The organism is Thalassoroseus sp. (assembly GCF_984380535.1).
The window spans coordinates 361,679-386,283 of record NZ_CFHRBF010000004.1 but is presented as its reverse complement, the minus strand read 5'-3'; the positions used below and the strand labels follow the sequence as shown (position 1 = coordinate 386,283).

The 24,605-nt window shown below is 54.6% G+C and carries 15 protein-coding genes and 1 pseudogene; 7 read left to right on the top strand and 9 right to left on the bottom strand.

Going from position 1 to position 24,605, the window contains the following annotated elements:
* Position 1: 1 nt before the first annotated feature.
* The 5 genes from AC5DDB_RS07655 to lhgO all read left to right on the top strand — a co-directional run bounded on the left by AC5DDB_RS07655 (position 2) and on the right by lhgO (position 5,239).
* Entirely contained in the window at positions 2-637 is a 636-nt protein-coding gene (locus tag AC5DDB_RS07655; protein ID WP_491739107.1) for an NADH:ubiquinone reductase (Na(+)-transporting) subunit D, read from the top strand.
* A 63-nt stretch (positions 638-700) separates the two neighbouring features.
* Positions 701-1,354: an NADH:ubiquinone reductase (Na(+)-transporting) subunit E gene (nqrE, locus tag AC5DDB_RS07650; protein ID WP_491739106.1), complete on the top strand. Its 654-nt coding sequence runs from the start codon at positions 701-703 to the stop codon at positions 1,352-1,354.
* A gap of 95 nt (positions 1,355-1,449) precedes the next feature.
* A complete protein-coding gene (nqrF, locus tag AC5DDB_RS07645; protein ID WP_491739140.1) occupies positions 1,450-2,670 on the top strand; it encodes an NADH:ubiquinone reductase (Na(+)-transporting) subunit F in 1,221 nt (406 codons plus the stop codon).
* Positions 2,671-2,674: 4 nt separating this feature from the next.
* Positions 2,675-3,988: an FAD:protein FMN transferase gene (locus AC5DDB_RS07640; RefSeq protein ID WP_491739105.1), complete on the top strand. Its 1,314-nt coding sequence runs from the start codon at positions 2,675-2,677 to the stop codon at positions 3,986-3,988.
* Positions 3,989-4,030: 42 nt separating this feature from the next.
* Complete coding sequence (gene lhgO / locus AC5DDB_RS07635; RefSeq protein ID WP_491739104.1) at positions 4,031-5,239, top strand: L-2-hydroxyglutarate oxidase; 1,209 nt, start codon at positions 4,031-4,033, stop codon at positions 5,237-5,239.
* Between the two features lie 84 nt (positions 5,240-5,323).
* Here lhgO and AC5DDB_RS07630 read toward each other — a convergent pair whose 3' ends face one another.
* Together AC5DDB_RS07630 and AC5DDB_RS07625 are read right to left on the bottom strand one after the other, a co-directional pair.
* Complete coding sequence (locus AC5DDB_RS07630; RefSeq protein WP_491739103.1) at positions 5,324-6,250, bottom strand: sugar phosphate isomerase/epimerase family protein; 927 nt, start codon at positions 6,248-6,250, stop codon at positions 5,324-5,326.
* 111 nt (positions 6,251-6,361) lie between these two features.
* Complete coding sequence (locus AC5DDB_RS07625) at positions 6,362-7,684, bottom strand: Gfo/Idh/MocA family protein (RefSeq protein WP_491739102.1); 1,323 nt, start codon at positions 7,682-7,684, stop codon at positions 6,362-6,364.
* Positions 7,685-7,845: 161 nt separating this feature from the next.
* Between AC5DDB_RS07625 and AC5DDB_RS07620 the strand changes: the two genes are divergently transcribed.
* Positions 7,846-9,459, top strand: a complete 1,614-nt coding sequence (locus tag AC5DDB_RS07620) for a sulfatase family protein (RefSeq protein WP_491739101.1) — start codon at positions 7,846-7,848, stop codon at positions 9,457-9,459.
* A gap of 72 nt (positions 9,460-9,531) precedes the next feature.
* Here AC5DDB_RS07620 and AC5DDB_RS07615 read toward each other — a convergent pair whose 3' ends face one another.
* Positions 9,532-12,075: a peptidylprolyl isomerase gene (locus AC5DDB_RS07615; protein ID WP_491739100.1), complete on the bottom strand. Its 2,544-nt coding sequence runs from the start codon at positions 12,073-12,075 to the stop codon at positions 9,532-9,534.
* A gap of 332 nt (positions 12,076-12,407) precedes the next feature.
* Between AC5DDB_RS07615 and AC5DDB_RS07610 the strand changes: the two genes are divergently transcribed.
* A complete protein-coding gene (locus tag AC5DDB_RS07610) occupies positions 12,408-15,368 on the top strand; it encodes a DUF2339 domain-containing protein (protein ID WP_491739099.1) in 2,961 nt (986 codons plus the stop codon).
* Positions 15,369-15,370: 2 nt separating this feature from the next.
* Here AC5DDB_RS07610 and AC5DDB_RS07605 read toward each other — a convergent pair whose 3' ends face one another.
* From AC5DDB_RS07605 to AC5DDB_RS07580, 6 genes and pseudogenes are all read right to left on the bottom strand, one after another.
* A complete protein-coding gene (locus AC5DDB_RS07605) occupies positions 15,371-16,744 on the bottom strand; it encodes a tRNA modification GTPase (protein ID WP_491739098.1) in 1,374 nt (457 codons plus the stop codon).
* Positions 16,745-16,858: 114 nt separating this feature from the next.
* Positions 16,859-18,808, bottom strand: a complete 1,950-nt coding sequence (yidC, locus tag AC5DDB_RS07600; RefSeq protein ID WP_491739097.1) for a membrane protein insertase YidC — start codon at positions 18,806-18,808, stop codon at positions 16,859-16,861.
* Positions 18,809-19,048: 240 nt separating this feature from the next.
* Positions 19,049-19,810, bottom strand: coding sequence for a metallophosphoesterase family protein (locus tag AC5DDB_RS07595; protein WP_491739096.1), 762 nt, complete (start codon positions 19,808-19,810; stop codon positions 19,049-19,051).
* A 282-nt stretch (positions 19,811-20,092) separates the two neighbouring features.
* The gene (locus AC5DDB_RS07590; protein WP_491739095.1) at positions 20,093-20,593 is read right to left on the bottom strand and encodes a hypothetical protein; all 501 of its coding nucleotides are present in this window, start codon (positions 20,591-20,593) and stop codon (positions 20,093-20,095) included.
* Between the two features lie 97 nt (positions 20,594-20,690).
* Positions 20,691-24,120 (bottom strand): annotated as a pseudogene (locus AC5DDB_RS07585) (efflux RND transporter permease subunit).
* A 61-nt stretch (positions 24,121-24,181) separates the two neighbouring features.
* On the bottom strand, positions 24,182-24,535 hold the full coding sequence (locus AC5DDB_RS07580) for a four helix bundle protein (RefSeq protein ID WP_491739094.1): 354 nt from the start codon (positions 24,533-24,535) through the stop codon (positions 24,182-24,184).
* Positions 24,536-24,605 lie beyond the last annotated feature (70 nt).

Below are 24,605 nucleotides of genomic sequence, written 5' to 3'. Positions count from 1 at the left end.
TATGGCGGAAGCAAAACCCAAAGACGTTCTGCTCGATCCGGTCATCAATAACAATCCCATTGCGTTGCAGATTCTGGGGATCTGTTCTGCATTGGCAGTCACCACGCAATTGCTGCCGACGATTATCATGTGTCTGGCGGTGACGGTTGTCACGGCGTGTTCCAGCGCAGTGATTTCCTCAATTCGGCACAGCATCCCGAGCAGTATCCGCATCATTGTCCAAATGACCGTGATTGCGTCACTTGTGATCTTGGTCGATCAGGTTCTCAAAGCGTATGCGTTTACGATTAGTCAAAAGCTTTCGGTGTTTGTCGGGTTGATCATCACGAACTGCATCGTGATGGGACGGGCCGAAGGCTTCGCGATGAAGAACAGTCCGAAAATGAGTTTTCTCGATGGGGTCGGCAACGGCCTGGGTTACAGCGCGATCTTGGTGCTCGTGGCGTTCTTTCGGGAGTTGATCGGCAGCGGCAAATTGTTCGGAGCTCAAATTATTCCGTTACAAGCTGATTCCACCAGCGGTATTGGCTATGTCCCCAACGGTTTGTTCCTTTTGCCCCCGAGTGCGTTCTTCATCATCGGTTTGACAATTTGGGTGATTCGTACCGTCCGACCGGAACAAGTCGACGCAAGCTAGTGGCCGGTGATGGCTTAGCCTTTGCGTTTGATCGCGGATATTACTGACAAGGTCAGAAAGAAAATGGTCACAATTTTCTCAGCAGCAGTCGAATCTGCCGCCAGCGAATCTCCCGTTTTGGAGTTTCTCGAACACCACTTGGCGTTGTTCACGCGGTCGGTGTTTCCTGAGAATCTCGCGTTGATGTACTTCCTGGGAATGTGCACATTCCTGGCTGTTTCGAAGAACGTCAAGACCGCTCTTGGATTGGGAGCGGCGGTGATTGTGATTCAAACGATCACCGTCCCAACGAATAATCTGATTCTGAATTTCCTGCTCAAAGACGGTGTGATCGCGGAAGGCGTCGATCTCACATTCTTGAGTCTGATCTGCTACATCGGCGTGATTGCCGCGATGGTGCAGATTCTCGAAATGACGCTCGATCGCTTCTTCCCGGCTCTCTATAACACCCTCGGGATCTTCCTACCGTTGATTACGGTGAACTGTGCGATTCTCGGGGGGACTTTGTTTATGGAGCAACGTGACTATAGTTTCGCGGAAAGCGTCACCTTCGGCTTGGGAAGCGGCGTTGGTTGGGCTTTGGCGATTGTCTTGCTCGCAGGTATTCGTGAGAAAATGAAGTACTCCGACGTCCCACCCGGGCTGCGTGGTTTGGGAATTACCTTTATCACAGTGGGCTTGATGGCGATGGCGTTCATGGCCTTCTCCGGGATTTAGTACCAGCTGAATTCTGCACGACTCCCGTTTAGTTTTATTGTTCACACCATCACCTGACTTTAGGTAGAGATAGAAACGATTCCATGTCGCCATTTATGCAGATTCTTCTGGGCGTGGGAATGTTTACCGGCGTCGTCCTCGTGCTCGTGGCATTGATCGAGTTTGCGAAGACACAGTTGGTCGCCTCCGGAAACGTCGAGATTATCGTCAACGATCAGAAAGCGTTGTCGACGCCCGCGGGCGGAAAATTGCTTGGTGCGTTAGCCGATAACGAGATTTTCGTCTCGTCCGCATGTGGCGGTGGTGGTACCTGTGCACAGTGTATGGTGCGAGTGTTCGAAGGTGGTGGAGACATTCTCCCGACCGAACGCAACCACATCAACAATATGCAGGCTCGCGAGGGGTATCGATTGTCCTGTCAGGTCGCTGTCAAGCAGGACATGAAGATCGAAGTGCCGGAAGAAGCACTCGAAACCAAGAAATGGGAATGCACGGTTCGTTCCAACCGAAACGTTGCGACGTTCATCAAAGAACTTGTATTGGAACTTCCCGCCGACGAAGCAGTGAACTTCAAGTCGGGCGGGTTCATTCAGATCGAAGTCCCGCCACACGAAGTCGATTACTCTAATTTCGACGTCGAGGAGCGGTTCCGTGAAGACTGGGATAAGTACAACCTTTGGAACTTGAAATCCAAAGTGACCGAACCAGTCTTCCGAGCGTACTCGATGGCGAACTACCCGGGCGAGAAAGGCATTATCATGCTCAACGTCCGGATCGCCACTCCTCCGCCACGGGCACCGGAAGGTACTCCACCGGGTAAGGTGTCGTCGTACATCTTCAATTTGAAGCCAGGCGATAAGTGTACGATCAGTGGTCCCTACGGTGAATTCTTCATCAAAGATACCGACGCCGAGATGGTTTACATCGGTGGTGGTGCGGGGATGGCACCGCTGCGAAGCCATATCTTCGAGTTGTTCAAAAACCTGAAAACCGACCGCAAAGTCTCCTACTGGTACGGCGGACGTAGTAGTCGCGAACTTTTCTATGTGGACGAGTTCGAGGCCATCGAGAAAGATTTCCCGAACTTCAAGTTGAACATTGCGTTGTCTGATCCGCTCCCGGAAGACAATTGGACGGGTTACAAAGGATTCATCCACCAAGTGCTGTTGGACGAGTACTTGAAGAACCATCCGGCACCAGAAGATATCGAGTACTACATCTGTGGACCGCCATTGATGTTGCAAGCGGTTCTCAAGATGTTGGACGACCTCGGTGTGCAACCTGAAAACATTGCCTTTGACGACTTCGGTGGCTAGTTCGATGTTTGGCGTTTCCCGATCGCTATGTGGTTCTTTCCAGATCGGGATGACGTTGTTGCTCGCTGCGGTGCTGTTGCCAACAGGATCGCTACGGGCCGACGAACTTGTTTCGCTCTCCGGCGAGACAATGGGCACGACGTACAACATCAAGGTGGTGTTGGGCGGTAAAGTGTCTGCCGACAAGGTGCAACAGGCGATCGACGATCGTCTGACGGAAATCAATCGGCTCATGTCGACTTGGGACCCTGAGTCCGAGTTGTCCCGCTTCAATCAGTACCGGGAAACGGACTGGTTTCCCGTGTCTGTCGAGACTGCCAAAGTCGTTCGGTCGGCAAACGCGATCAGCAAGCAAAGCGGCGGGGCGTTTGACATCACGGTAATGCCGTTGGTCAATCTATGGCATTTCGGACCAGAGGGCCGAGACCGGAGCGAACTCCCCAGCGATGCGGCCATTCAAGAAGCTCTGTCACAAGTCGGATATCAGTTCTTACACGTGCAGGATGAGCCCCCTGCTCTACGGAAAGACAAGCCGGAACTGACGGTCGATCTCTCTGCGATTGCTAAAGGTTACGGAGTCGATGTGATCGCGGAACTGCTCGAGCGATTCGAGCTTGAGAGCTATCTGGTCGAAATCGGCGGTGAAGTCCGTTCGGAGGGACTCAAGCCAAACGGTGAACCATTCGTAGTCGGGATCGAGAAGCCCACGCCATTCGTTCGGGCAATCCAACGGACGATACCGCTGAAGAACTTGGCCATGGCGACTAGCGGCGATTATCGGAACTTCTTCGAAATCGAAGGTCAGCGGTATTCGCACACGATCGATCCCCGCACTGGTCGACCGGTGGAACACCCGCCGGCTTCGGTGTCGGTTCTGGCGACAACATGCATGGAAGCCGACGCCCTGGCCACAACACTGATGGTCCTCGGCCCTGATGAGGGATACAATTGGGCAAGCGAGCATGGCTATGCCGCTGTGTTTTTGAACAATTCTGGAGAACGGGGAGCCGAGGCGACCGGCATGATTGTCGAACGCGAGACGCCGGCTCTTAGCAAAATCCTCCCAACTCCCGTAAAACCGAGTTCTGCGATGACGACATGGTTAATCAGTCTAGCCGTCTTTATGGGCTTTATGGCACTTATGTCGGTGGGCGTAATCTTTAGTAATCGTCGTATTCAAGGTTCGTGCGGCGGATTGGCTGGGTTGAAAGACGAACATGGCCAAACCATGTGCCAAGCCTGTACGACGCCGCGTGAGGATTGCGAGAAAGCCGTCCTCGAAGCCATGCAATCCGAGAGTTCATCGGACAAAACCTGAGTTCCGATTGTTCGTACCTTTCTTTCGTGAGAAGAGTTTCCCATGTCGATCCGCCAGACCGATGTTGTGATCATCGGTGGTGGTATCGTCGGGTTATCGACCGCGTATCAACTGGTGCAGCGAAACCCGAACACACGGATTGTTGTGCTCGAGAAAGAGTTGCATGTGGCGGCTCATCAAACGGGACGCAATTCCGGGGTCTTGCACTCGGGCATCTACTATAAACCCGGATCTCTTAAAGCACAGAACTGTCGAGCGGGTAAACTCGCAATGCAGGAATTCTGCGAACGCGAGGGAATCGCCTACGAGATTTGTGGCAAAGTCATCGTCGCTGTCGAGGAGAAAGAACGAGCGGCGTTGCACCGAATCTTCGAACGCGGGCAAGCCAATGGTGTGCAATGTGAGATCATTGGACCAGGCCGACTTGCCGAGTTGGAACCGCACACACGGGGTGTGGAGGCGATCCATGTTCCCGAAGCGGGCATTGTCGATTACACCGCCGTCACAGAGAAGCTGGCGGAATACTGTCGAAGCAACGGCGGTGAGGTGGTCTTCAGTTCACGCGTGTATGCTGTCTCGCAGCAATCAAGTCGTGTCGTGGTTGGCACCACTACCGGAGACTTCGAAGCAAAACTTGTGGTGAACTGCGGCGGGCTATACAGCGATCGGATTCTGCAAATGTCGGGCGAGAAACCGGCAGCGAAGATCATCCCGTTTCGCGGCGAGTATTTTGAACTGAAACCGTCGGCGGTCCATCTCTGCAAAAACTTGATCTATCCCGTGCCCGATCCGAAGTTTCCTTTTCTCGGCGTGCACTTCACACGGATGGTGCACGGTGGTGTGGAATGCGGACCGAACGCGGTGTTGGCGTTTGCCCGCGAAGGTTACGAAAAGTTCAACGTCAACATTCGGGATCTCACGGAGTCGCTCACCTATCCTGGTTTTCTACGGTTGGCCGCACGACACTGGAAGATGGGCTTAGGCGAAATGTGGCGGTCGATCAGCAAAGGGGCGTTCGTTCGAGCACTCCAACGATTGATGCCGGAGATCACAGCCGATGACTTGGCTGCAGCTCCATCAGGTGTTCGGGCTCAGGCGTTACAGCGTGACGGTTCACTCGTGGACGATTTTCTAATCCGCTCCTCCGAGCGTTGCGTGAATGTGTTGAACGCACCCTCGCCGGCGGCCACGTCTTCATTGAACATCGGGCGATTGGTCGTCGAAGAAATCTTGCCACGTCTGTCGCAGTAGCGGTTGTGGTAATCCGCCCAACAAAAGAGCCTGCTGACATTCTGGCGAACATCAGCAGGCTTTCTTATTTTGCCAGCGAAATTTCTATGCTTCGCTGAGTTGTTTGCGGACTTTCTTCAGCAGAGCGTGGGTCAGTTTCACGCCTTCAACTTCCGGAGTGTTGCGGCCTTCGTACTCGATGCCGACGTAGCCGTTGTAACCTGACTCGACGACGATCTTCATCATCTTCAGGTAATCGGTTTTCGTTTCTTCGCCTTTGTCATTGAAGTCATGACTCTTGGCGGAAACGAGCTTCGCGTAAGGCATGGTTTCTTTGACGCCGAGGTAACGATCGTAGCCGTGGAAGTTGCCGAAGTCCGGCAGCGTGCCCGCGTTGTCTCGGTTCACACCCTTCATGACCGATGCTAACCATTTGCCGTTCGATGACAGACCGCCGTGGTTTTCGACGATGATGGCCACGTCGAACACTTCGGCGAACTCGCAAAGTTTGTTCATGCCGTCGATGGCGTACTTGCGTTGCTCGTCTTCTGATCCGCTGGATCGGAGGTTAACGCGAATCGAGTCACAGCCGAGAATTTTCGCTGCTTCGACCCAACGCTTGTGCTTGTTGACGGCTTCCACGCGTTTGGATTCTTCCGCATTGGCGATTTCACCTTCGCCGTCGATGAGAATACACGTGCCTTTCACACCGGCATCGTCCGCGCGTTCTCGCATTTCGCCGAGGTACTTTTCATCGCTGCCCTGTTGGAAGAATGGACGGTTCCAATATTCGACGGCATTGATTCCGAATGTCTTCTGCACGAAAGCGGCGTAATCGAGGTTATCGAGTTCGCCCTTCCCGATCATGTTGTGCAGCGAGTATTCCGTGCAAGAAATCTTGAACAGCGGTTTCTTGCCGGTCGGGGCATCGGCAGCGAATGCAGATCGCAAGCCAAAGGAACCTGCCAAAGTCACACCGGCGAGCAAACCGGTGCTATGTTGCAAGAATTCACGACGTGTGGGTTGATTCATGAAATGTCCTCAGAAGAAATGGAAAAGTAGGATCGTGAGCGCCAACCACGAGTATACGGCTCCGTTATCCATGAAACAATCAATGGTTGCCGACGCGAACGTTTTACGTGGTCAAACACCGATGACTTCGAATCCCTTGCGATATTCTTTGGAAATGTACTGCTGCGCATCGGCGTTATTCGTCACTTTGAGTTTCGCGGCGTCCCATTCGATTGGGGCTCCACTGCGGAATGCGGCCGGCCCGAGCAGTACGGTTTCAGTGAGCGCTCCGGAGTAGTCGAAGTTGCACGTGGTGGACGAACCGGTTTTGCAGGCTGCAATCCACTCGTTCCAGTGCCCAATGGAATTCGGAATCGATTGGGCGGGTGGTTGGAAGCCCTGGAATTGTTTTTCCGGGAGCAACTGACGACGACCGTAATCAGCAGCGAGCATGCCTTCCTCGCCAACGAAGAGAATGCCCAGTCCCCATTTGCTGAGCGGTTTTCCGGCGTGGTCCATTGTCGTTTTGACTTTATCGAAGTGGGCACCGCCGTCTGACCAATAGAACTTGAGCGGACCGGCGTCGGTGGGGAATTCATAAGTCGCTTTGCACCAAGACGGTGCACCGACCGGATGAACTTCCGGCCCTTCCGCTTTAACGAACGTCGGGTGTCGCAAGTCAAGAGCCCAGAACGGCAGGTCCATCACGTGACAGGCCATGTCGCCGAAGGTGCCGCTGCCATATTCCCAGAATCGTCGCCAATTCGAGGGATGAATCCCGGAACAATATGCGTGCTCGGGAGCCGGTCCCAGCCAGAGATCCCAATCGAGATTGCTCGGCACGGGCTGACTGCATTTGTCATAGCGTCCGTTGGACCAGCCTTTATTGCACCAGTTGTAAACCTCGCGAACCGGACCGATCGCACCGCTTTGGATCAATTCCACGACGCGGCGGTAGTTATCGGTCGCGTGGATTTGTGTCCCCATCTGGGTGGCAACGCCACTCTCTTTGGCAAGCTCCGAAATGGCTCGGGCTTCGGCAACGGTATGTGTGAGGGGCTTCTCGCAATAGACGTGTTTCTTCAATGCCAATGCCGCTGACGTTGCGGGAGCGTGCATGTGATCCGCAGTCGAAACGACCACGCCATCAATTTGATCCGCGACGGCATCGAGCATCTGACGGTAGTCGCGAAACAATTTCGCGTTGGGGAACTCCTTCGCCGCTACGTTCAAGAAGTTCTCATCGACGTCGCATAAGGCGACGAAGTTCTCAGACTTCAACTGAGCAATATTGTGAGCCGCTTTGTGAGCCACTCCAACCGCTGCCAAATTGAGTTTCTCGTTCGGGGAATCAGCAGCACGTGCGGGGGAACCTCCCAAGTGCCAAGCGGAAGCCAACGCACCGGCAGCAACCGATTGACCGATAAACTGACGACGATTCACGGAACGAGTCATGGATGATTTCCTGAACTGAATAAAGTCGAAGAGCAAATGTCGTATCAGTAGAAGATGATACCAGAATTCTCTGCGAGCGGCATCCATCCGCTTGTCGCACAAACGCGGACCTGTTCATAATGCGATCAACACACGCACGAATCCACTCGAATGGAGCATCCATGAAACACGCTATCTTCTTGCTCGCAAACCTCATGATCTTGGGAGCCGCAACTGCAGACGCGGCGGACCGGCCGAACATTGTGTTCTGCTTCGCCGACGATTGGGGACGCTATGCCAGTGCCTATGCGAAACTCGAACCCGGCGGACCGAGCGACTTGGTCTCCACACCGAACTTCGACCGTGTTGCCCAAAATGGCGTGCTGTTCAAGAACGCGTTCGTGACGGCTCCCTCGTGTACGCCGTGTCGCAGTTCGTTGCTCTCTGGCCAATACTTCTGGCGGACGGGGCGCGGTGCGATTTTGCAGGGAGCCGTTTGGGACGAGAAAATTCCCAGCTATCCGCTGCTTTTAGAAAAGGCCGGTTATCACATCGGCTACACGTACAAGGTCTGGAGCCCTGGGACACCGGCGAACGCACCTTACGGTGCGAATCGCACAAACTATGGCAAAGCCGGCGGGCAGATGAACGGGTTCTCGCAGTTTGTCAGCGGTAAGAAAGACATCGAAGCCGCCAAACAAACGTTGTACGGGCAAGTCCGGAAGAACTTCCAGATGTTTCTCGACGACCGCGAAGGTGAGGAGCCGTTTTGCTACTGGTACGGACCGACGAATTGTCACCGCAAATGGACCCGCGGTTCCGGCAAGAAACTGTGGGACATCAACCCGGATGATCTGAAAGGCAAGATGCCGAAGTATCTTCCGGACGTTCCCGTCGTTCGCGAAGACTTCGCCGATTATCTCGGTGAGGTGCAGGCGTTCGATGCCTCGTTGGGCGTCATCTTCGACGAATTGGAGAAACGCGGCGAATTGCAGAACACGTTGATTGCAGTCAGCGGCGATCATGGCATTCCAGGATTCCCACGCGGGAAGTGCAATCTTTACGACTTCGGAACGCACGTGCCGTTGGCGATCAGTTGGGGCGATCAGATCTCGGGCGGACGCGTGGTCAACGACTTTGTCAATCTAATGGATCTCGCTCCGACATTCCTCGAAGCCGCCGGTGAAACGCCACCGGATGTGATGACCGGGCGGAGTTTGGTTTCCCTGCTCAAGTCCGGGAAGTCTGGACTCGTGGATGAAGAACGAAAATTCGTGGTGACCGGTCGCGAACGACATGTTGCCGGAGCACGGACAGACATGCTGCCCTACCCGCAACGAGCAATTCGCACGAACGATTTCCTGTTTATCCGCAACTTCAAACCAGACCGTTGGCCGATGGGAACTGCACCCGGTTACGGACTGCCCGAGAAAGAGTATCCAGACTTCAATACACTCGCGAACAACACGTTCGCTGCGTTTCCGGATCTCGATGCCAGTCCGACGAAAGCCTGGATGATCGAGAATCGCGAAGTCGAAGAGTATGCCGACGATTTCCAATACGGCTTTGGTCTGCGTCCCGGCGAGGAACTTTACGACATCAAGAATGATCCCGATTGCTTGACGAATTTAGCCCAAGAATCGGATTACTCCGAGACCCGAGAAATGCTATCCAAGCAGTTGATGGACGTGCTGCAAACGACTGGTGATCCACGTGTCATCGGTGATGGCAGCCAGTTCGACAAACCTCCATTCGCCGGTCCTTACCAGAATCCACCGCGTCGACGGAAACGCTAAGTACGCAAACGAAGAACGCCCCGCAGACAGAATCTGCGAGGCGTTCTTTTTGTGGCTTGAGATCGTTCCAATTTAACCGACGAACACGCCACCGATGAAATCTTGATCGCCGAAGAGCGATTCGAGATCGGCGGCAACAGGGGCAGCGGTGAGTGGATCGAAGACTCTTACCCGATCGCTACCGTCACCGGCCGCTGTGATGAGTTCGCCATCGCCGTCACCGTCGATATCCGAAACGGACACCCGAACCCCGCCGACGAACGCATCTTCAAAGGCGAAGAATTCGTTGATGACGGCACCGGTTCGGCCATTGAAGATTTTGACGTGCGGACCACCGGTGGCACCCGCTCCGGTGATGATGTCGACGATACCATCGTCATTGACATCAGCTACCGTGACAAAAACGCCGCCACGGAACTGTTCGTCATAAGCAAGGAAGTCCGCGGATGCTCCAGCGATTTGATTGCCGGTGAGGCCGTTGAAGACACGGACACGAGGCCCACCACCAGGCCCTGCGGCCGTGATGACTTCAGGAATTCCGTCGCCGTTGATGTCGCCCGCAGCAACCCGAACGCCGCCGCGAAACTCCTCTTCGAAGGCGCGAAACTCATTCAATAGGCTGCCGTCGGCTCCGTTAAAGACACGCACATGTGGTCCGCCGCCGTCTCCGGGACTGACGATGATGTCGGCTCGGCCATCATTATTGATGTCACCGGCTGCAACGTAGATCCCACCGCGGAACGCTGCGTCGAAGGCGAAGAAGTCACCAGCGTTCGTGAGAAGTTTGGCTCCAGTCCGGCCGTCAAAGACCCGCACATGCGGTCCGCCGCCAACCCCAGCACCCGTGATGATGTCCGGTGTACCATCCCCGGTGACGTCGCCCATCGCGACTCGCACACCACCGATGAAAGCTTCCTCGAAGGCCGAAAACTCAAAGAGGACAGCATCGGTTTCGGTGTCGCGAATTTGCACCAACGACCCGCCGCCATTGCCAACTCCGAACGCGGCGATCGAAGATTCAGTAATCGGGTTAGGATTCGGTGTCGGGGGCGTTGGCGTATTGCCGTTGATCGTCAAGACATGGTCTTCAACTTCCCCGTCAGCTGCTAAACCGGTCGATCCAAGTGTGGTCGCCGTCGTAACGCGGAAACGCGAGAACGTCTGACCCGAGAACCCGTTGTCAGGGGCGGTAAAAGGCACATTGACCACGCCGTTGCCGAGGTTCGCAAACGCGCCGGTACCATTCGCGATTTGTTCACCGGCGTCGTTGAAGTCGCCATCGCCGTTGAAGTCGATCCAGGCAAAGAGTTGGGCGTCGGCGCTTGCGGAGTTCGCAATCGTCACGACGGCGGTGTCGGATTCGCCCGCGTTCACAATGCCATCGGTCGAAATGACGACTCCGTCTTCATCGTCGCCAGCCGCGTAGTCGAGTGTTTCGGTTGTCGTGAAGTTTCCAAAGTCGGCGTCAGCGATATTCAGACCGACGTCCATCGTGATCGAATACCCGCCACCGGTTGCGGGCTGCGTAATTCCCGAACCGCCAATAGCCCGTTGGCGAATGACGTAGTCACCGATCGGCAACCCACTGATCGTGTAATTGCCGCTACTGTTGGATGTCGTCGAGAACTCGCCCGCATCCAAGATTCCATTGTTGTTTGCATCGGCGAAGACCGTTGCTCCGCTGATTCCAACCTCGGCTCCGTCTTGGCGACCGTTGCCGTTGATGTCACGGTAGACCGTCCCGGACACATTCCCGACACCGACATTCTGAATGACGATCAATTCGTCGAAATCGTTGACGGGGAGGTCATCAAACGCACCGCCCTGCTGTCGCGTTGGGAAACCGGCGAGTTGGTCGACCAGTGTCATGTCGACGACTTCAGCGAAGACAGTGAACCCGCCATTTTGATTATCGAGGTTTGACGAGTTGTTGGACAGATTGATGAAGAATTGGTTGGTCGCGCTGTTCGGATCGCTTCCAAGTTTCGCCATTGCGACGGTCGCACGAACATTGGATCGGTTGAACTCGTTGACCACGGCTGGGTCTTGTGGGACCGATGTGAACTGCGAGGTACTTGTGAAGATGTCCGAATTCGTCGTGAATCCCCCACCCTGCAGCACGAAGCCAGACACGAGGCGGTGGAAGATCGAGTCGTCGTAGTCTCCATCACGGACGTAATTCAGAAAGTTCTCGACTGTTGCCGGAGCGGATGTCGGGTCCAACTCCATCACGATGTCGCCGAAGTTTGTGTGCAGCGTGATCAAGGCGTCGTCGATTTGCGTGACCGTCAACGGAGGTGAGGCGTCGCTGTCGTCACCAGTTCCATTCAGCGGGAATTGGGCATCCGGTTCGGTGTCTCGATTCGTACCGAGTGTTGGTCCGACATCGTCGTGACGAGCGCCGTCGCTGCCAAGGAGTGTGCCATACGTGTCGGGAGCATCACCGAAATCGAAACCCGCTGCTAGCAAGACACGTTCTTCAAGTGCCTCGCAATTCTCGGAAAATCGGCGACGTTGCTTGCTAGTGCGACGTTTAGCGGGTGTGTTTTGTGCGAACGACCAGCACCACAACGAAACCAGACTGCGTGCGATCCCAAACGAGTCGACAATCGGCATATACCTTCCACCCAACTAGGCCCACAAAGAGAGAGAGACGACCGAGCGAGCGGCAGAAGTCGAGCGCTTCGCGAATCGGTGATCAGCGAATATATCGTTAGGGTATGGGTCGATTCTCCAAAACGTCAAGGGGGCATTTGGGAGTTCGGGTGAAATTTCGTTGGCTCTAACGGTTCCGGCGATTACGCAGAATTCACCAATCGCCAGTGATCAGCCGATCATTCCAAAAATCTGCCAGAAATCCCGGATTTCCGCGTGACATTTGCCCGGAGAATCCGCCTGATTGAATTGAAGCATCTGACAGAACCAACCCGCAACACGATGAGGCGACGATGAACGAACTATTGATTCTGTTGGGACTAGTCGTGGTGGGATGGATCTTGTTGAGTCCGTTATTCCTGTTCGGTTTATGGACCAAGGTCGATGATCTTGAGAAGCAATTCGCAAAGCTTCGGCAGGAGTCTAAGTCCAAAAGTGCTGCGAACGTGGTGCAGAATTATGCCGCTCGTCAACCGGTTGCCAGAAAGCCGACACCGCCGCGTGAGCCCCCGCCAGAACCCCCGACGCCAGTTCCGCTAGACATCGAAGACTTCCTCGAAGAACCTAACAAATCTCCCACGCTGCAACCGCAGAAACCAGAAAAACCCCCAGAGCTGACTCCGACGTCGCCATCGCCACAACCGACCGCAAGTCACCATCCAGCAAACCCACCAATGGCTGCTGCGATGGCCAAATCCGATGCCAGTTCAACCATATCGAAGGACTCTTCACTGACATTCGAAGAGATTCTCGCTGGTCAGTGGATGACTTGGGTTGGAGCGATTGCGGTTGTGATCGGTGCTGGCTTCTTCTTCAAGTATGCGATCGAGCAAGGTTGGATCGGCCCGGAAACACGAGTCCTGATTGGCATTACCGGCGGCGTCGCGTGTTTCGTGGGCGGCGTGATTGGCATGCGGAAAAACTACGACGCCTTCGCTCAGGGAATGGTCGGGGCTGCATTGGGGATCTTGTACTTTTCGTTGTTCGCGTCGGCTCGCTGGTACCAACCGCCCGTGTTTTCCGATCCCGTCGCCTTTAGCGGAATGGTACTCGCTACCGTGGCGGCGTTAACCTTTGCAGCCGTCTATGAAGCCCAGGCGGCAGCGGTTCTGGCATTGTTGGGGGGATTCCTCACACCGATCATGCTCTCCCGTGGCGTAGATGCCCGTTGGACGTTGTTTCCGTATCTGCTGATGCTCGATCTTGGCGTGCTGGGGATTGCATCGTTTCGACGTTGGCCTCGATTGAACTCACTCGCCTTTGGCGGAACGCTCTTGATGTGGTTGGGCTGGTTCGGAAATCACTATCACCCCGACAAACTTGGTGATGTTGTAATTTTGATGTCGTTGTTCTTCGTCGTCTTTAGTGCTCTGGGGGTTTGGCACCACTTGGTACGTCGGACTATCGCTTTGCCGGAGGATTTCTTCCTTGTCATTGCCACACCAAGCATCTTCTTCGCGACATTCTTTTTGTTGACCAAAACGAACCACCAACAATGGCAACCCGTGATGGCCATCGGCATGGCCGTGCTCTATGAAATCTTCGGCAATATCGCTCGACGTCGCGTGGGAGTCGACCCAAAGATTTCGTTTGCGTTCAACGGACTGGCGATTGTCTTTCTGGTAATCGCAGTGCCGCTGAAATTTACTGGGCATTGGGTCGCGATTGCTTGGGCAGCTTTGAGTGCGGTGCTCGTGGAGATGGGACTCAGGTTCAACGAACCGAAGCTCCGCAAGACCGGGTTGAGTTTGCTGTGCATAGTGTTTGGGATTCTTTCAATCTACGCCGTGACCACGATTACCGGCCCTGATCGGTTCTCTACACTGTGGGTGCAACGAGCCGCGAGTGACCTCATCGTGGGACAAGCGACAACGGAAGTGACCGGCTGGCAGAGTGTGTTTAACGGGCGATCGCTAAGTTTCTTGGCGGCGATTGTCGTGACGGCTGGGCTTGCGTGGCGTTATCGAACTTTCGCGAAATCCGCGGAAAGCGATGTTAGTTTGGCGGGAGATCTCCAGGGCCAGTTCGCGTCCCTACTTGGAATCAGCATTGTGACCACGCTCGGAATGGTGCTCTTGGAAACCTACGTTTTGTGGTGGCATTGGGGACGCTTCGTCCCATCGCTGTTGAGTTTGCTTGCGATCGAAACGGCAGTGTTCGGGAGTGTCGTTTTGATCGTGTCTGCAGTCTGTGGGCATGATTGGCTGAAACAATTGGGCACGACGATTTTTGCCTTCTCTGGCATGGCGGTGGGTGGTGTCTTTTTGCATGCCATCATGACTCGCTATTTCACGCTTGCAGGAATGCCTACCGAATGGTGGGATTGGCCCATGCTCAATCCGCGTGCGTTGGGGATTCTCGGCCCGATTGTTCTTGCCTCGATCACTGCTGCCGTTGTTGTTCGGTATTCACCGGATAAGCCGTCTACTACCGAGGATGATGCCCTCGATCTTTCCCGCTCGTTGGTCGGCATCAGTATTGTTGCCGGACTTGGTTTGGTGTTGCTTGAAAGTTACGTGCAATGGTGGCATCTCGATCGTTACCCGCCGACGCTGATCAGCGTGTTCGCGATCGAAACGGCGGTTTTTGCGAGTGGTATCCTGATCGCCGCAGGAGTCCGTGGGCACTCTTGGTTGAAATCTTTAGGGACAACAATTTTTGGTTTCACAGGTTTGGCTGTGATCATCGCGTTCCTGAACGCCGTCGCGGGGAGCGAGTTGTACTTGAAAGATGTGCCGAACTCATGGTGGACCCTCGCCCTCGTCAATCCGCGGGGATTGGGCTTCCTCGTTCCCCTCGTATTAGCGATGACCACTGCCGCAGTCCTTCGCCGAACGGACGATCGAACAGTCACGGATCACCAAACCAATCTCACGACGGCTTCCACTTTGGCACTGGCCGCAATTCTCGCTGGTTGGGGTTGGTTGACCGGGGAAGCTCGTGTCTGGGGGGTGCAGCACGACTGGGCTACATTGACCGGACTTGCGATTACGCTCGTCTGGACTGGCTACTCACTGGCGACATTGTTAGCCGGAATTGCGGTGCGATCCGCCAATTTGCGAAAACTCTCGTTGGCCTTCTTTGGATTGACGATCGGCAAGGTGTTCCTGGTCGACGTATGGCATCTGCACGCGACGATCCGCACGTTTGCCTTCATCGCATTGGGGGGCACGTTGCTACTCGTGTCTTGGCTATACCGACGTTATCGACAACGGATTCGGGATTGGATTGAAGCCGACACGCAACCCGGCTGACATCACTTCCCAATGCAAAACTTGCTGAAGATTCGATCGAGGATATCGTCGGTATAAACCGTGCCGAGGATGTGTCCTAAATGTTCAAGCCCCGCTCGGATTTCCAAAGCAATCAACTCCTCACCCGATTCGGAAAGCGTTGCTTCGAGTGCATCTTGCAACGCGGTTTCCGTGGCCCGCAAACTTTCTCGACAACGTGCCGCGGTGGTGCCGATGAGTTGTCGTTCACCCCGATTGCGTGTGGACAATTGCTCGGCGATTGCAGACTTGAGTCGAGCAAGACTTGCAGCATCATTGATGGAAACCGGAAGCCCATCTGCCGAGCCGTTTGAACTCAGGTCACTCTTGGTGGTGACACGAAGAATCGGCCGTTCCAACCGTTTCAGTTCGCTTGCGAATTCATCATCTTGTTGTCGCTCTGAAGGAGACATCTCACATTCGGAGCAGAACACAATCAAGTCCGCTGCCCGCAATGCATCGGTCCGCAAGGTGCCGGCTTGATGCATGATGTCATGCTCGTTTGCAACGGGTTCGGCTCCTGCGGTGTCGATGAGTTCGATCACAGTTTCACCACAGTAAACTCGTCCGGTGAGATAATCACGGGTTGTGCCCTGTTGATCGGACACCAACGCTGCATCGGACTCTGTCAACGAGTTGAACAGGCTGCTCTTCCCCGCGTTCGGCAACCCGGCAAGCACAACTCGGCGATGGACCGAAGTCTGCATGCGCGTCTCCGCATCGAGCAACAGCACGCGGATGGTCGCCAGAGAGCGGTTCAATCGTTGTTGAATGTCATCGGCTGAAACGAACTGAATATCTTCGTCAACGAAATCGAGTCCAGCTTCCAAGTCCGCCAGGAGATCGAGCAAACTCGCCCGTTCCGTCGCCAACCGCGACGACAATCCACCAGCGAGTTGTTGTAAGGCGGCATTGAGTTCGTGATGGTCTTCGGCATCGATCACGCCGAGCACCGCCTCAGCCTGCGTCAAGTCAATACGACCACCGAGAAAAGCTCGCAGTGTGAACTCACCCGCTCTCGCAGGACGCACACCGCCGGAATACAGCGTCGCGAGAATGGCTTCCAACAATGGAGGCGAACCAAGCGTGTGGATTTCCGCGAGTGGCTCGCCAGTGTAACTCCGTTTTCCCGGCCACAGCATCACGGCCGATTCAACGGCGGGAAGCTGCGGAAGTGTCAACTGGCCAAGATACCGGAAGGAACTTTTCGACGTTTGCCATCGTTCGTGATCATCAGGTTGAAAGATCGCGGCAACCGCATCTTTCACATCCGGCCCGCTGACTCGCACGATTCCTCGAAGCGCCGAACCCGGAGGAGACGCAAGTGCTGCGATGGTGTCATCCCATTGAAGTTGCATTCGTCATTAGCAATTCAGAAGGGGGCAGGATTTCGGGACTAAGTGATGTTTTCGGACTACAGCGATCTGTGGGACCACTTCCCCTGACACCTAACCCCTATCTCCTACAAAACCTTAGCGACGATTCTTGGAACGTCCGCGGTTCTTGGATTTCTGTTTCTTGTTGGTGTTGGCTCGTTTCGTGCTGCCATTGCTGCCACCACCGTTAGGCTTCCAGCCCGATGAACCACCACCGCCAGAACTACCCCCGGAACCGCCATCGGCCGCGGCCGGGTTCTTGTGGACGTCGAGCAATTTCCGCTCACCCATGCCCCACAAGCTCGACGCGATGAAGTACAAACACAATCCCGCCGGCACGTGATAGAACAGAAAGCCCATGAAGACCATCATGAAGTTCATGATGCGAGCATTCCAGACGGCTTGCTCATCTTCCGGGTCGGGCGTTGGCATGAACATCTTTTGCTGAGCGATGAACAGCACAATCGTGATGATCGGTAGCAAGTTGAACGACGTTCCTAAGAACGGCACCTTGAAGGGCATGTTGAACAGATTGTCCGGAGCGGCCAGGTTTTGAATCCAAAGGAACTCGGCAGCTCGTAAATCAATTGCCGTGTAGAGGCCGTAGTACAAGCCGATGAAGATCGGAAGTTGCAACAACATCGGCAGGCACCCCGCGAGCGGGTTGTAGCCGGCATCGCGGAAAAGTTCCATTTGGGCTTTGAGGAACTTTTCCTTGTCGTCGCCATATTTCTTTTTGAGTTCGGCAAGTTTCGGCTGCAGTTCTTTCATGCGAGCCGCACTGATTGCTTGCTTCCGTGAGATCGGAAACAACGCACCGCGAACAAGAATCGTCAAACAGATAATCGCCAAAGCGTATGGCAGATACAGCGTCTCGTGCAGGAAATTCAACAACCACAACATCGCTTTGCTGACCGGTGCGAACCAACCGTACTCGACGATCGCTCCCGCCCCAATCTCGTCCAGCAAACGTTGCCGCTTCGGACCGGCGAACAAATACCAATCCTGAGTGGTGGACTCACCTGGCTTCAAGTCGAATTCTTTGGACGTGAATTTGACGCTAATCTGACTGAGTTTTTCGTTCTCGTCGTTCTTTTCCAGTACCTCGGCTTCGTAATATTCGAGGTAATCGCTGGTCCGTTTTTTCTCTTTGGGTAGCACCATCGCCGCGAAAAATTGCCCGTCGACACCGGTGTAACGAAACGGCTTCGTCCAGCGTTCGACCGTATTTTCCTCGGTTTGTTCGATCAACGATGCCACATCGATTTGTGAGTTTGTCAACTCGCCATCATCGATGTAACCGTATTTCACATCCTGCAATTTCCGCGCAGTATCGGGGTTTTCAATCGGAAAATTCACCGGCCCCTGAAGCACGTATTGCACTTCGCGATCTTGTGTGTCGAGGTTCTTGATCTCGATCTGCAATTGCAATTGGTATCCGCTCGCGTTGCGGTCTCGAATTTGACGAGTGGACATTCCCTCTTGCACTTTGGGAACGATGAAACGCTTCCGAATCTGGACTTGGCCCGGAATCGTGAATTCGAAGGTTACGCTCGATTTGTCTTTCTCGACGATCTTCCAATCTTCGTCGTCAAGCGGATGATCTTCCAGCAACTCTGCCAGTCGTTCATCGCCATTGAACGAGGTCGAGAAGGTGCGGTAAGTTTCGTTGCCCGATTCGAGCGGCCGTACAATCTCTAGCGGTTCCTCAAGGTTGTCGAGACTGTGGTAGCGAGGATCGTTGAGTTGCAGTTTCTCGACGGCAGCGCCGGTGGTCGTCAGTATGGCTTGGAAGTAGTACTCGCTATCCGGCTCGAGTGAACCGATTGTGATGCCGTCCTTGTGGGGATTGCTGGCCAGTTCGGGTTTCGGCTTCTCAGCAACGGCGGGTGCGTTACGGTCCTTTTTGGTTTTCTTGGGATCGTCTTCTTCCTCGGCGACCGGTGGTGGTACTGGCGGCGCGAAATTGTCGATCACAAATCGCTTCCAAAGGAAGAGAATCACGAACGACAGCAAAATAAACCGTAAAATGCTGCGAAAATCCATAATGGCTACGCCAATCGACGTTCAAAGAAGGCTGCGTTGGAATTCGGTGTGCGATCCTCGAACGCAGAAGTTGACTGATTATCGGCAAACCACCAGACTGCTGCAATTGGTAGCGAGAACGCGAACCGCAGCGTGGTGGATCACGGATTTCGAAATCTTAGTGGACGGCCCACTCAAGAGCAACACGCCGACGCGATGACCGGTTGCCGCCGAAAGTCTGTTCGCGACAGCAGCAGCGAACTAACGTCCGTCGCGGAGACGATCACCCAAGAAGTTATCCAGGTCGGGTACGTCGTAGATCTTGGCAGCGGTCTTTTCAAAGTCGTACGGCACACGTTGGAAACGGATGACATAATCGCAATCGTCTTCGGTATCTTCCAAGATCACATAAGACGAGCGGTTATCGCCATTTCGCGGTTGACCAACAGAACCCACGTTCACTAACGCTTTCGCGCCGGTGGTGCGGTAGGTCATGTCGATTTCCTCGGGCGGAAGAAAGTTGTAATCCTCGGTGAAAACACCGGGGATATGGGTATGCCCTTGGAAACAGTACTTCGTCACCAACCCAAAGATGCGTTCCATCTTCCGTTGGTTGTAAATGTCTTCCGGGAAGACGTATTCGTTAAGCGGGTTCCGCGCGGAACCGTGAACGAACAATAGATCGTTCTCACGGTGCATTCGAGGCAGTTCGCCGAGGAAATCCCAACGTTTGCGGTTTCCACGGGCATCGCCGCCCTCGAGCATTTTGCGGGTCCAGAAAATTGCCCGTTCCGCTCCGGCGTTGAAGCCTTCCGGGTCGAACAATGCACCTTGATCGTGGTTGCCGAGCAAGGTCATCTGGCAATCCATCACCCGATCAATGCATTCGCGGGGGTTCGGACCATAACCGACGATGTCGCCAAGACAGTAGATCGAGTCGCAACCCTGCTCTTTAATGTGCGCAAGGACGGCTTCCAATCCTTCGAGGTTGCCGTGGATGTCGCTTATGATCGCTCGTTTCAACGCCTACTCGCTCCCCGTGTCGGGACACGTATTCTCTCGTTGCCGCAACGGAATCCCCGCAAGTGTAACCGTTACGTGTTCGGATGGTCAAGATCGCAAGACCATGACCCAACTCGCCAATACACAGTATAGAACGGTTCTCACGGGACGCAACCGGTGGATTCCCCGCCGGAACGGCTTCTACCGACTTCCTGATTCTCACGGTGCGGTCGTGGAGGCTGGTCAAGTTATTTGGTTCAGCACTCGCGACCGAACAACTTGACCAGCGGTTTAAGCGTCTTCTCAATGGTTGTGCGTGCTATGGTCGTGCACGATTTTGCCATTGTACGATCGCCCGGCGATTTTCAGTACCAATCGCGCATCGGCGTCTGACTCATCCAGGTGATGAGCAAGTTCCTCGTCGGTCGAGACAAACCGAGACGATTTTCCCTCAGGATCGGTCTCGCTCGGTTGTGCGGTTAAGGGGAACTGTTCCGGCTTTCCGTCGTGTTTCGCGTTGATCACGATTTCCGTTGCATCGATCGACACCAGTTCCTTGGCCGATCCATCCAGAATATAAATCGTGACTTCACCGGTTTTCTCGTCGTGCGCAAGTTCTGCGTGGTACTCCTCGTTTCCTAACTCGATGAGGCTCCCATGATGGGGACCTTCGGTCGGGTGTGCATCAGCCTGCTCGGACTTTTCAGCTGTGGGTGGCTTTTCGGGTTCGGGGTCGTTGCTGCACGCACTCAAGAAAAGAGTCGTGCCGCTCAATAACAGTGTCCAAGTTGTGTGAAACTTCATCACGTTCTCCTTCGGGGGAATTGTGATCGATTCCGAATCGATCGGTTACATTTCATGTCGTTTTCTTGACTTCATGAGAAATCAAATCGGCGAACCGTCATGCGGTCATCGGGTGATTTTCACTGACGAGTTCGACGTGTTCTTGAGATTCTTGAATCAGCCGTCGACCGGCTCCGCGACCGAACGTCCAGAACAACGCCGGCCGCACGAAGAATTCCAAGATTGTGCTGCTGATCAAACCACCGATGACAACTGTCGCCACCGGATAGAGCACTTCTTTACCCGCTTCACCGGCTGCCATTGCCAACGGGAGCAATCCGATTCCGGACGTCAACGCGGTCATCAATACGGGAGCCAACCGTTCTTTCCCGGCTCGCACGATCATCTCACGCGACCAGTCTTCATTTTCATAGCGAACGAGGTGCAAGTAATGGTTCAGCAAGAGAATCCCATTGCGACTGGCGATCCCGCCAAGCGAAATGAACCCGACCATCGCGGCGACCGTGAGCGTTTGCCCGGTGAGAATCAATGCCGCCACGGAACCGATAAACGCCATGGGTAATGCAGCCATCACCTGCAACGAAAAGTTGATTGAGCCAAACATCGTGTACAGCACGAGAAACACGCCCAATAGCGAGCAACCGAACAACAACAGCAACATTCGAGATGCGGATTGCTGACTTTCAAACTGCCCGCTGTATTCCAGGAAATAACCGGGCGGCAGTTCGATCGTTTGGAACTCTTGTTGAATGTCTTGCACGACATCCACTAACCCACGATCGGCCACGTTGGCTTGAATCAGAATTCGCCGCCGGACGTTCTCCCGGTTAATCGTGTTCGGGCCACCAGATTTGTAGATCTTTGTGACCGCTGAGAGCGGTATTTGCCCACCATCCGGCAGATCGATTGTCAGTCGTTCGAGGGCGTTCAAGTCTTCCCGAAACGCTTCATCGAATCGAACGAGCAAATCGAACGTGCGTTGCCCGATCAATACCTCGGAGACGACTTCCCCATTGAGCGCAGTTTCGATGATCTGCCCGACTTCATCCGGGCGAAGTCCATACATCAGCAAGGCGTCGCGATCGATTTCCATACGCAGTTGCGGAATGATGACTTGTGGTTCGACGAGCAAGTCCGTCACGCCGGGCACTTGTTCCATCATCGCCCGCATTTCTTCGGCCTTCGACCGCAATACGTCGAGATCGTCACCATAGAGTTTGATCCCAATTTGTGCTTTCACCCCCGAAACCATATGCGAAATGAGGTGCGCGATCGGTTGCTCGGCACTGGCAACGATGCCAGGAATTTCGTCCATCGCTGCGCGGATTTCTTCGAGTATCGCCTCGCGGCTTTGTTCGCTTTCGGGGTCGAGTTCGATGATGATTTCACTGACGTTCACGCCTTCCGCGTGTTCATCCAGTTCGGCCCGGCCTGTACGGCGTGAAAATGCGGTGATGGCATCGATCGTCATGAGTTGCCGTTCGACCGCGTGGGCAATTTCGTTCGAAGTCGCCAGCGATGTGCCCGGCGGCAGCACAACATTCAGTTGCACGGTGCCTTCGTTGAACGGCGGGAGAAAATCGTTCTCCAACCGCGACAACACCAATGCCGCCAACACCACACCGAGGCCTGCGATGCACAAAATCGGTATGGCCAACCGCGTGCTAAAACCAATGACCCAACCGGCGACAACTTTCAGAATCCGCAGTACGAAGCCATCGGATTCGGAATGGCTCGTGTGGTCGGTCAGCATGATCAGCAACCACACCAACGGCGAGAGCACAATCGTTCCCATCACGGGTGACCGTGTGAGGAATTCGGGGATCGTGACAAATTCGTGAAGTCGCGGAATGATCCAGTAGAACACGGAAGCCGCGATTCCAATCGCCATCAACGGTGACACCGCAAGCCACGGCCCCCGTTTCGCAAGTAGCAGATACGACAGCACCGGTGTGACTGTCAGCGAGACCAGCAGCGACGCCAACAGCGACACCATGTACGCCATGCCCAAGGGCACAAACAATCGGCCTTCCATGCCCTCGAGCGCGAATAATGGCACAAAGACCAGCACCACGATCATCGTGCCGAAGACGATCGAATTCCGAATTTCGACGCTCGCTTGGAAGACAACTAACAACGGGTTTTTCCGCTGTGATTCCGCCAGCCTGCGGTTCTCGTTCAGTCGTCGGAAGATGTTCTCGACATCGACGATGGCATCATCCACAAGTTCCCCAATGGCAACCGCCAAGCCGCCGAGCGTCATCGTGTTGATCGAAAACCCGAATGCCGCGAAGATCAACGCTGTGATCACCAGCGAAAGTGGAATCGCAGTCAGGGTGATGAACGTCGTGCGGAAGTTCATCAGAAAGATGAACAGCAACACCACAACCAACACCCCCCCCATCGGCCAATGCCTCGACGACGTTGTGAATCGCCCGATCAATAAACGAGCGTTGGGCATACATCGTCTCGACTCGGACATCATCTGGCATCGAGATTTTCAGGTCGGCAATCGCCTGTTCGACGGCTTCCGTTACAGCCCGTGTGTCGGAGTTCGGTTGCTTGTTGATCGTCAGCACGACCGCAGGACCGCCGCTAAAGTCCAGGGGCGAGAGACCAGCGGCCAGGGACGGAGTTGAATCGTCTGGCTCTTGCCCCTGGCCACTCGTCTCTTGTCCGTTTATCCGCACGAATGCCGAACTGTCGCCTCGCTTGACCTGAGCGGCTTCGGTGACCTGGGCGACTTGACTCAGTGTAACCGGGCGATCCTCGCGGGTGGTCACAACGAGTTTCTCCAAGTCGGCGACGGTTTCCACACGTCCTAATACGCGAACGAGAAACTCATTCGGGCCTTGTTCGTCGAGATATCCGCCGGTGGTATTTCGGTTGGATTTGGTAAGGGCATCTTTGACTTCATTCAAATTGACGCCGTACCGCAGGAGTTCCGACGGATCGACCAACACCTGAAACTGTTTGCGACCACCACCCATTGTGAAGACCTGTGCGACGCCGGGAATGGTCAGCAGTCGACGTCTCACGACCCAATCGGCAAGCGTGCGGAGTTCGAGCGGCTCGGTCTCGCCGGTTTCGCTCCACATCGCGAGCATCACGATCTGACCCATGATCGAGGAAATTGGTGCGAGCGTCGGTTTGACTCCCGGCGGCATATTCTCCTCGGCCAAGGCAATTCGCTCCGCGACGATTTGCCGATCGGTGTAGATGTCGGTGCCCCAGTCGAATTCCACATAGATCACGGAAATCCCCACACCCGACGAACTCCGCACGGCTTGCACGCCATTGGCACCGTTGAGGGCCGTCTCCAAGGGAAACGTAATCAGCGTTTCGACTTCCTCCGGAGCCATCCCCGGAGCTTCCGTCATCACGACCACCCGCGGACGGTTGAGATTCGGAAAGACATCAATCTCCATCCGCAGAGCCTGCCAACCCCCAAAGACCAGCAGGAATCCCGCAAACGCGATCGTGAGCAACCGCTGTCGAAGTGCAAATTGAATAACGGAGTTGAGCATGATTGGGCGGAGAGCTGAGGGTGGAGAGCGGAGAGCCAGAGAACTCTAGAGTTCAACAAGTTCAGGATTTCAATCGCGATTTGAGCGCACTGAGCATCCGCGCGAGCTGCTCAGCCTCCGCAACGATCAATTCGAAGTCGTCCGGAGCGAGAAAATTTTGGTTCTTTGCAATGTGACATTGCGAAACGACTTCTAGTAGCGACCCGTACGACACCTCGACAAACCGAGCAAAGTCACGATCGGATGTTCTGCTGCAACCTTCCGCAATGTTTGAAGAAACGGAAACCGCAGCTCGTCTCATTTGATTTGTCAAACCAAAACGCTCATCCGTTGGGAATGATTGAGTCACTCGATAGACGAGGTCGGCCCATGCAATCGCTTTCTGCCAGACATCGAATTTTTCAAATCGAAACATGGCGTTCTCTCCGCTCAAAACATTGGTAAGAGTTTCACGTTCTTCTCCGGCTCTCCGCTCTCCGCCGTCG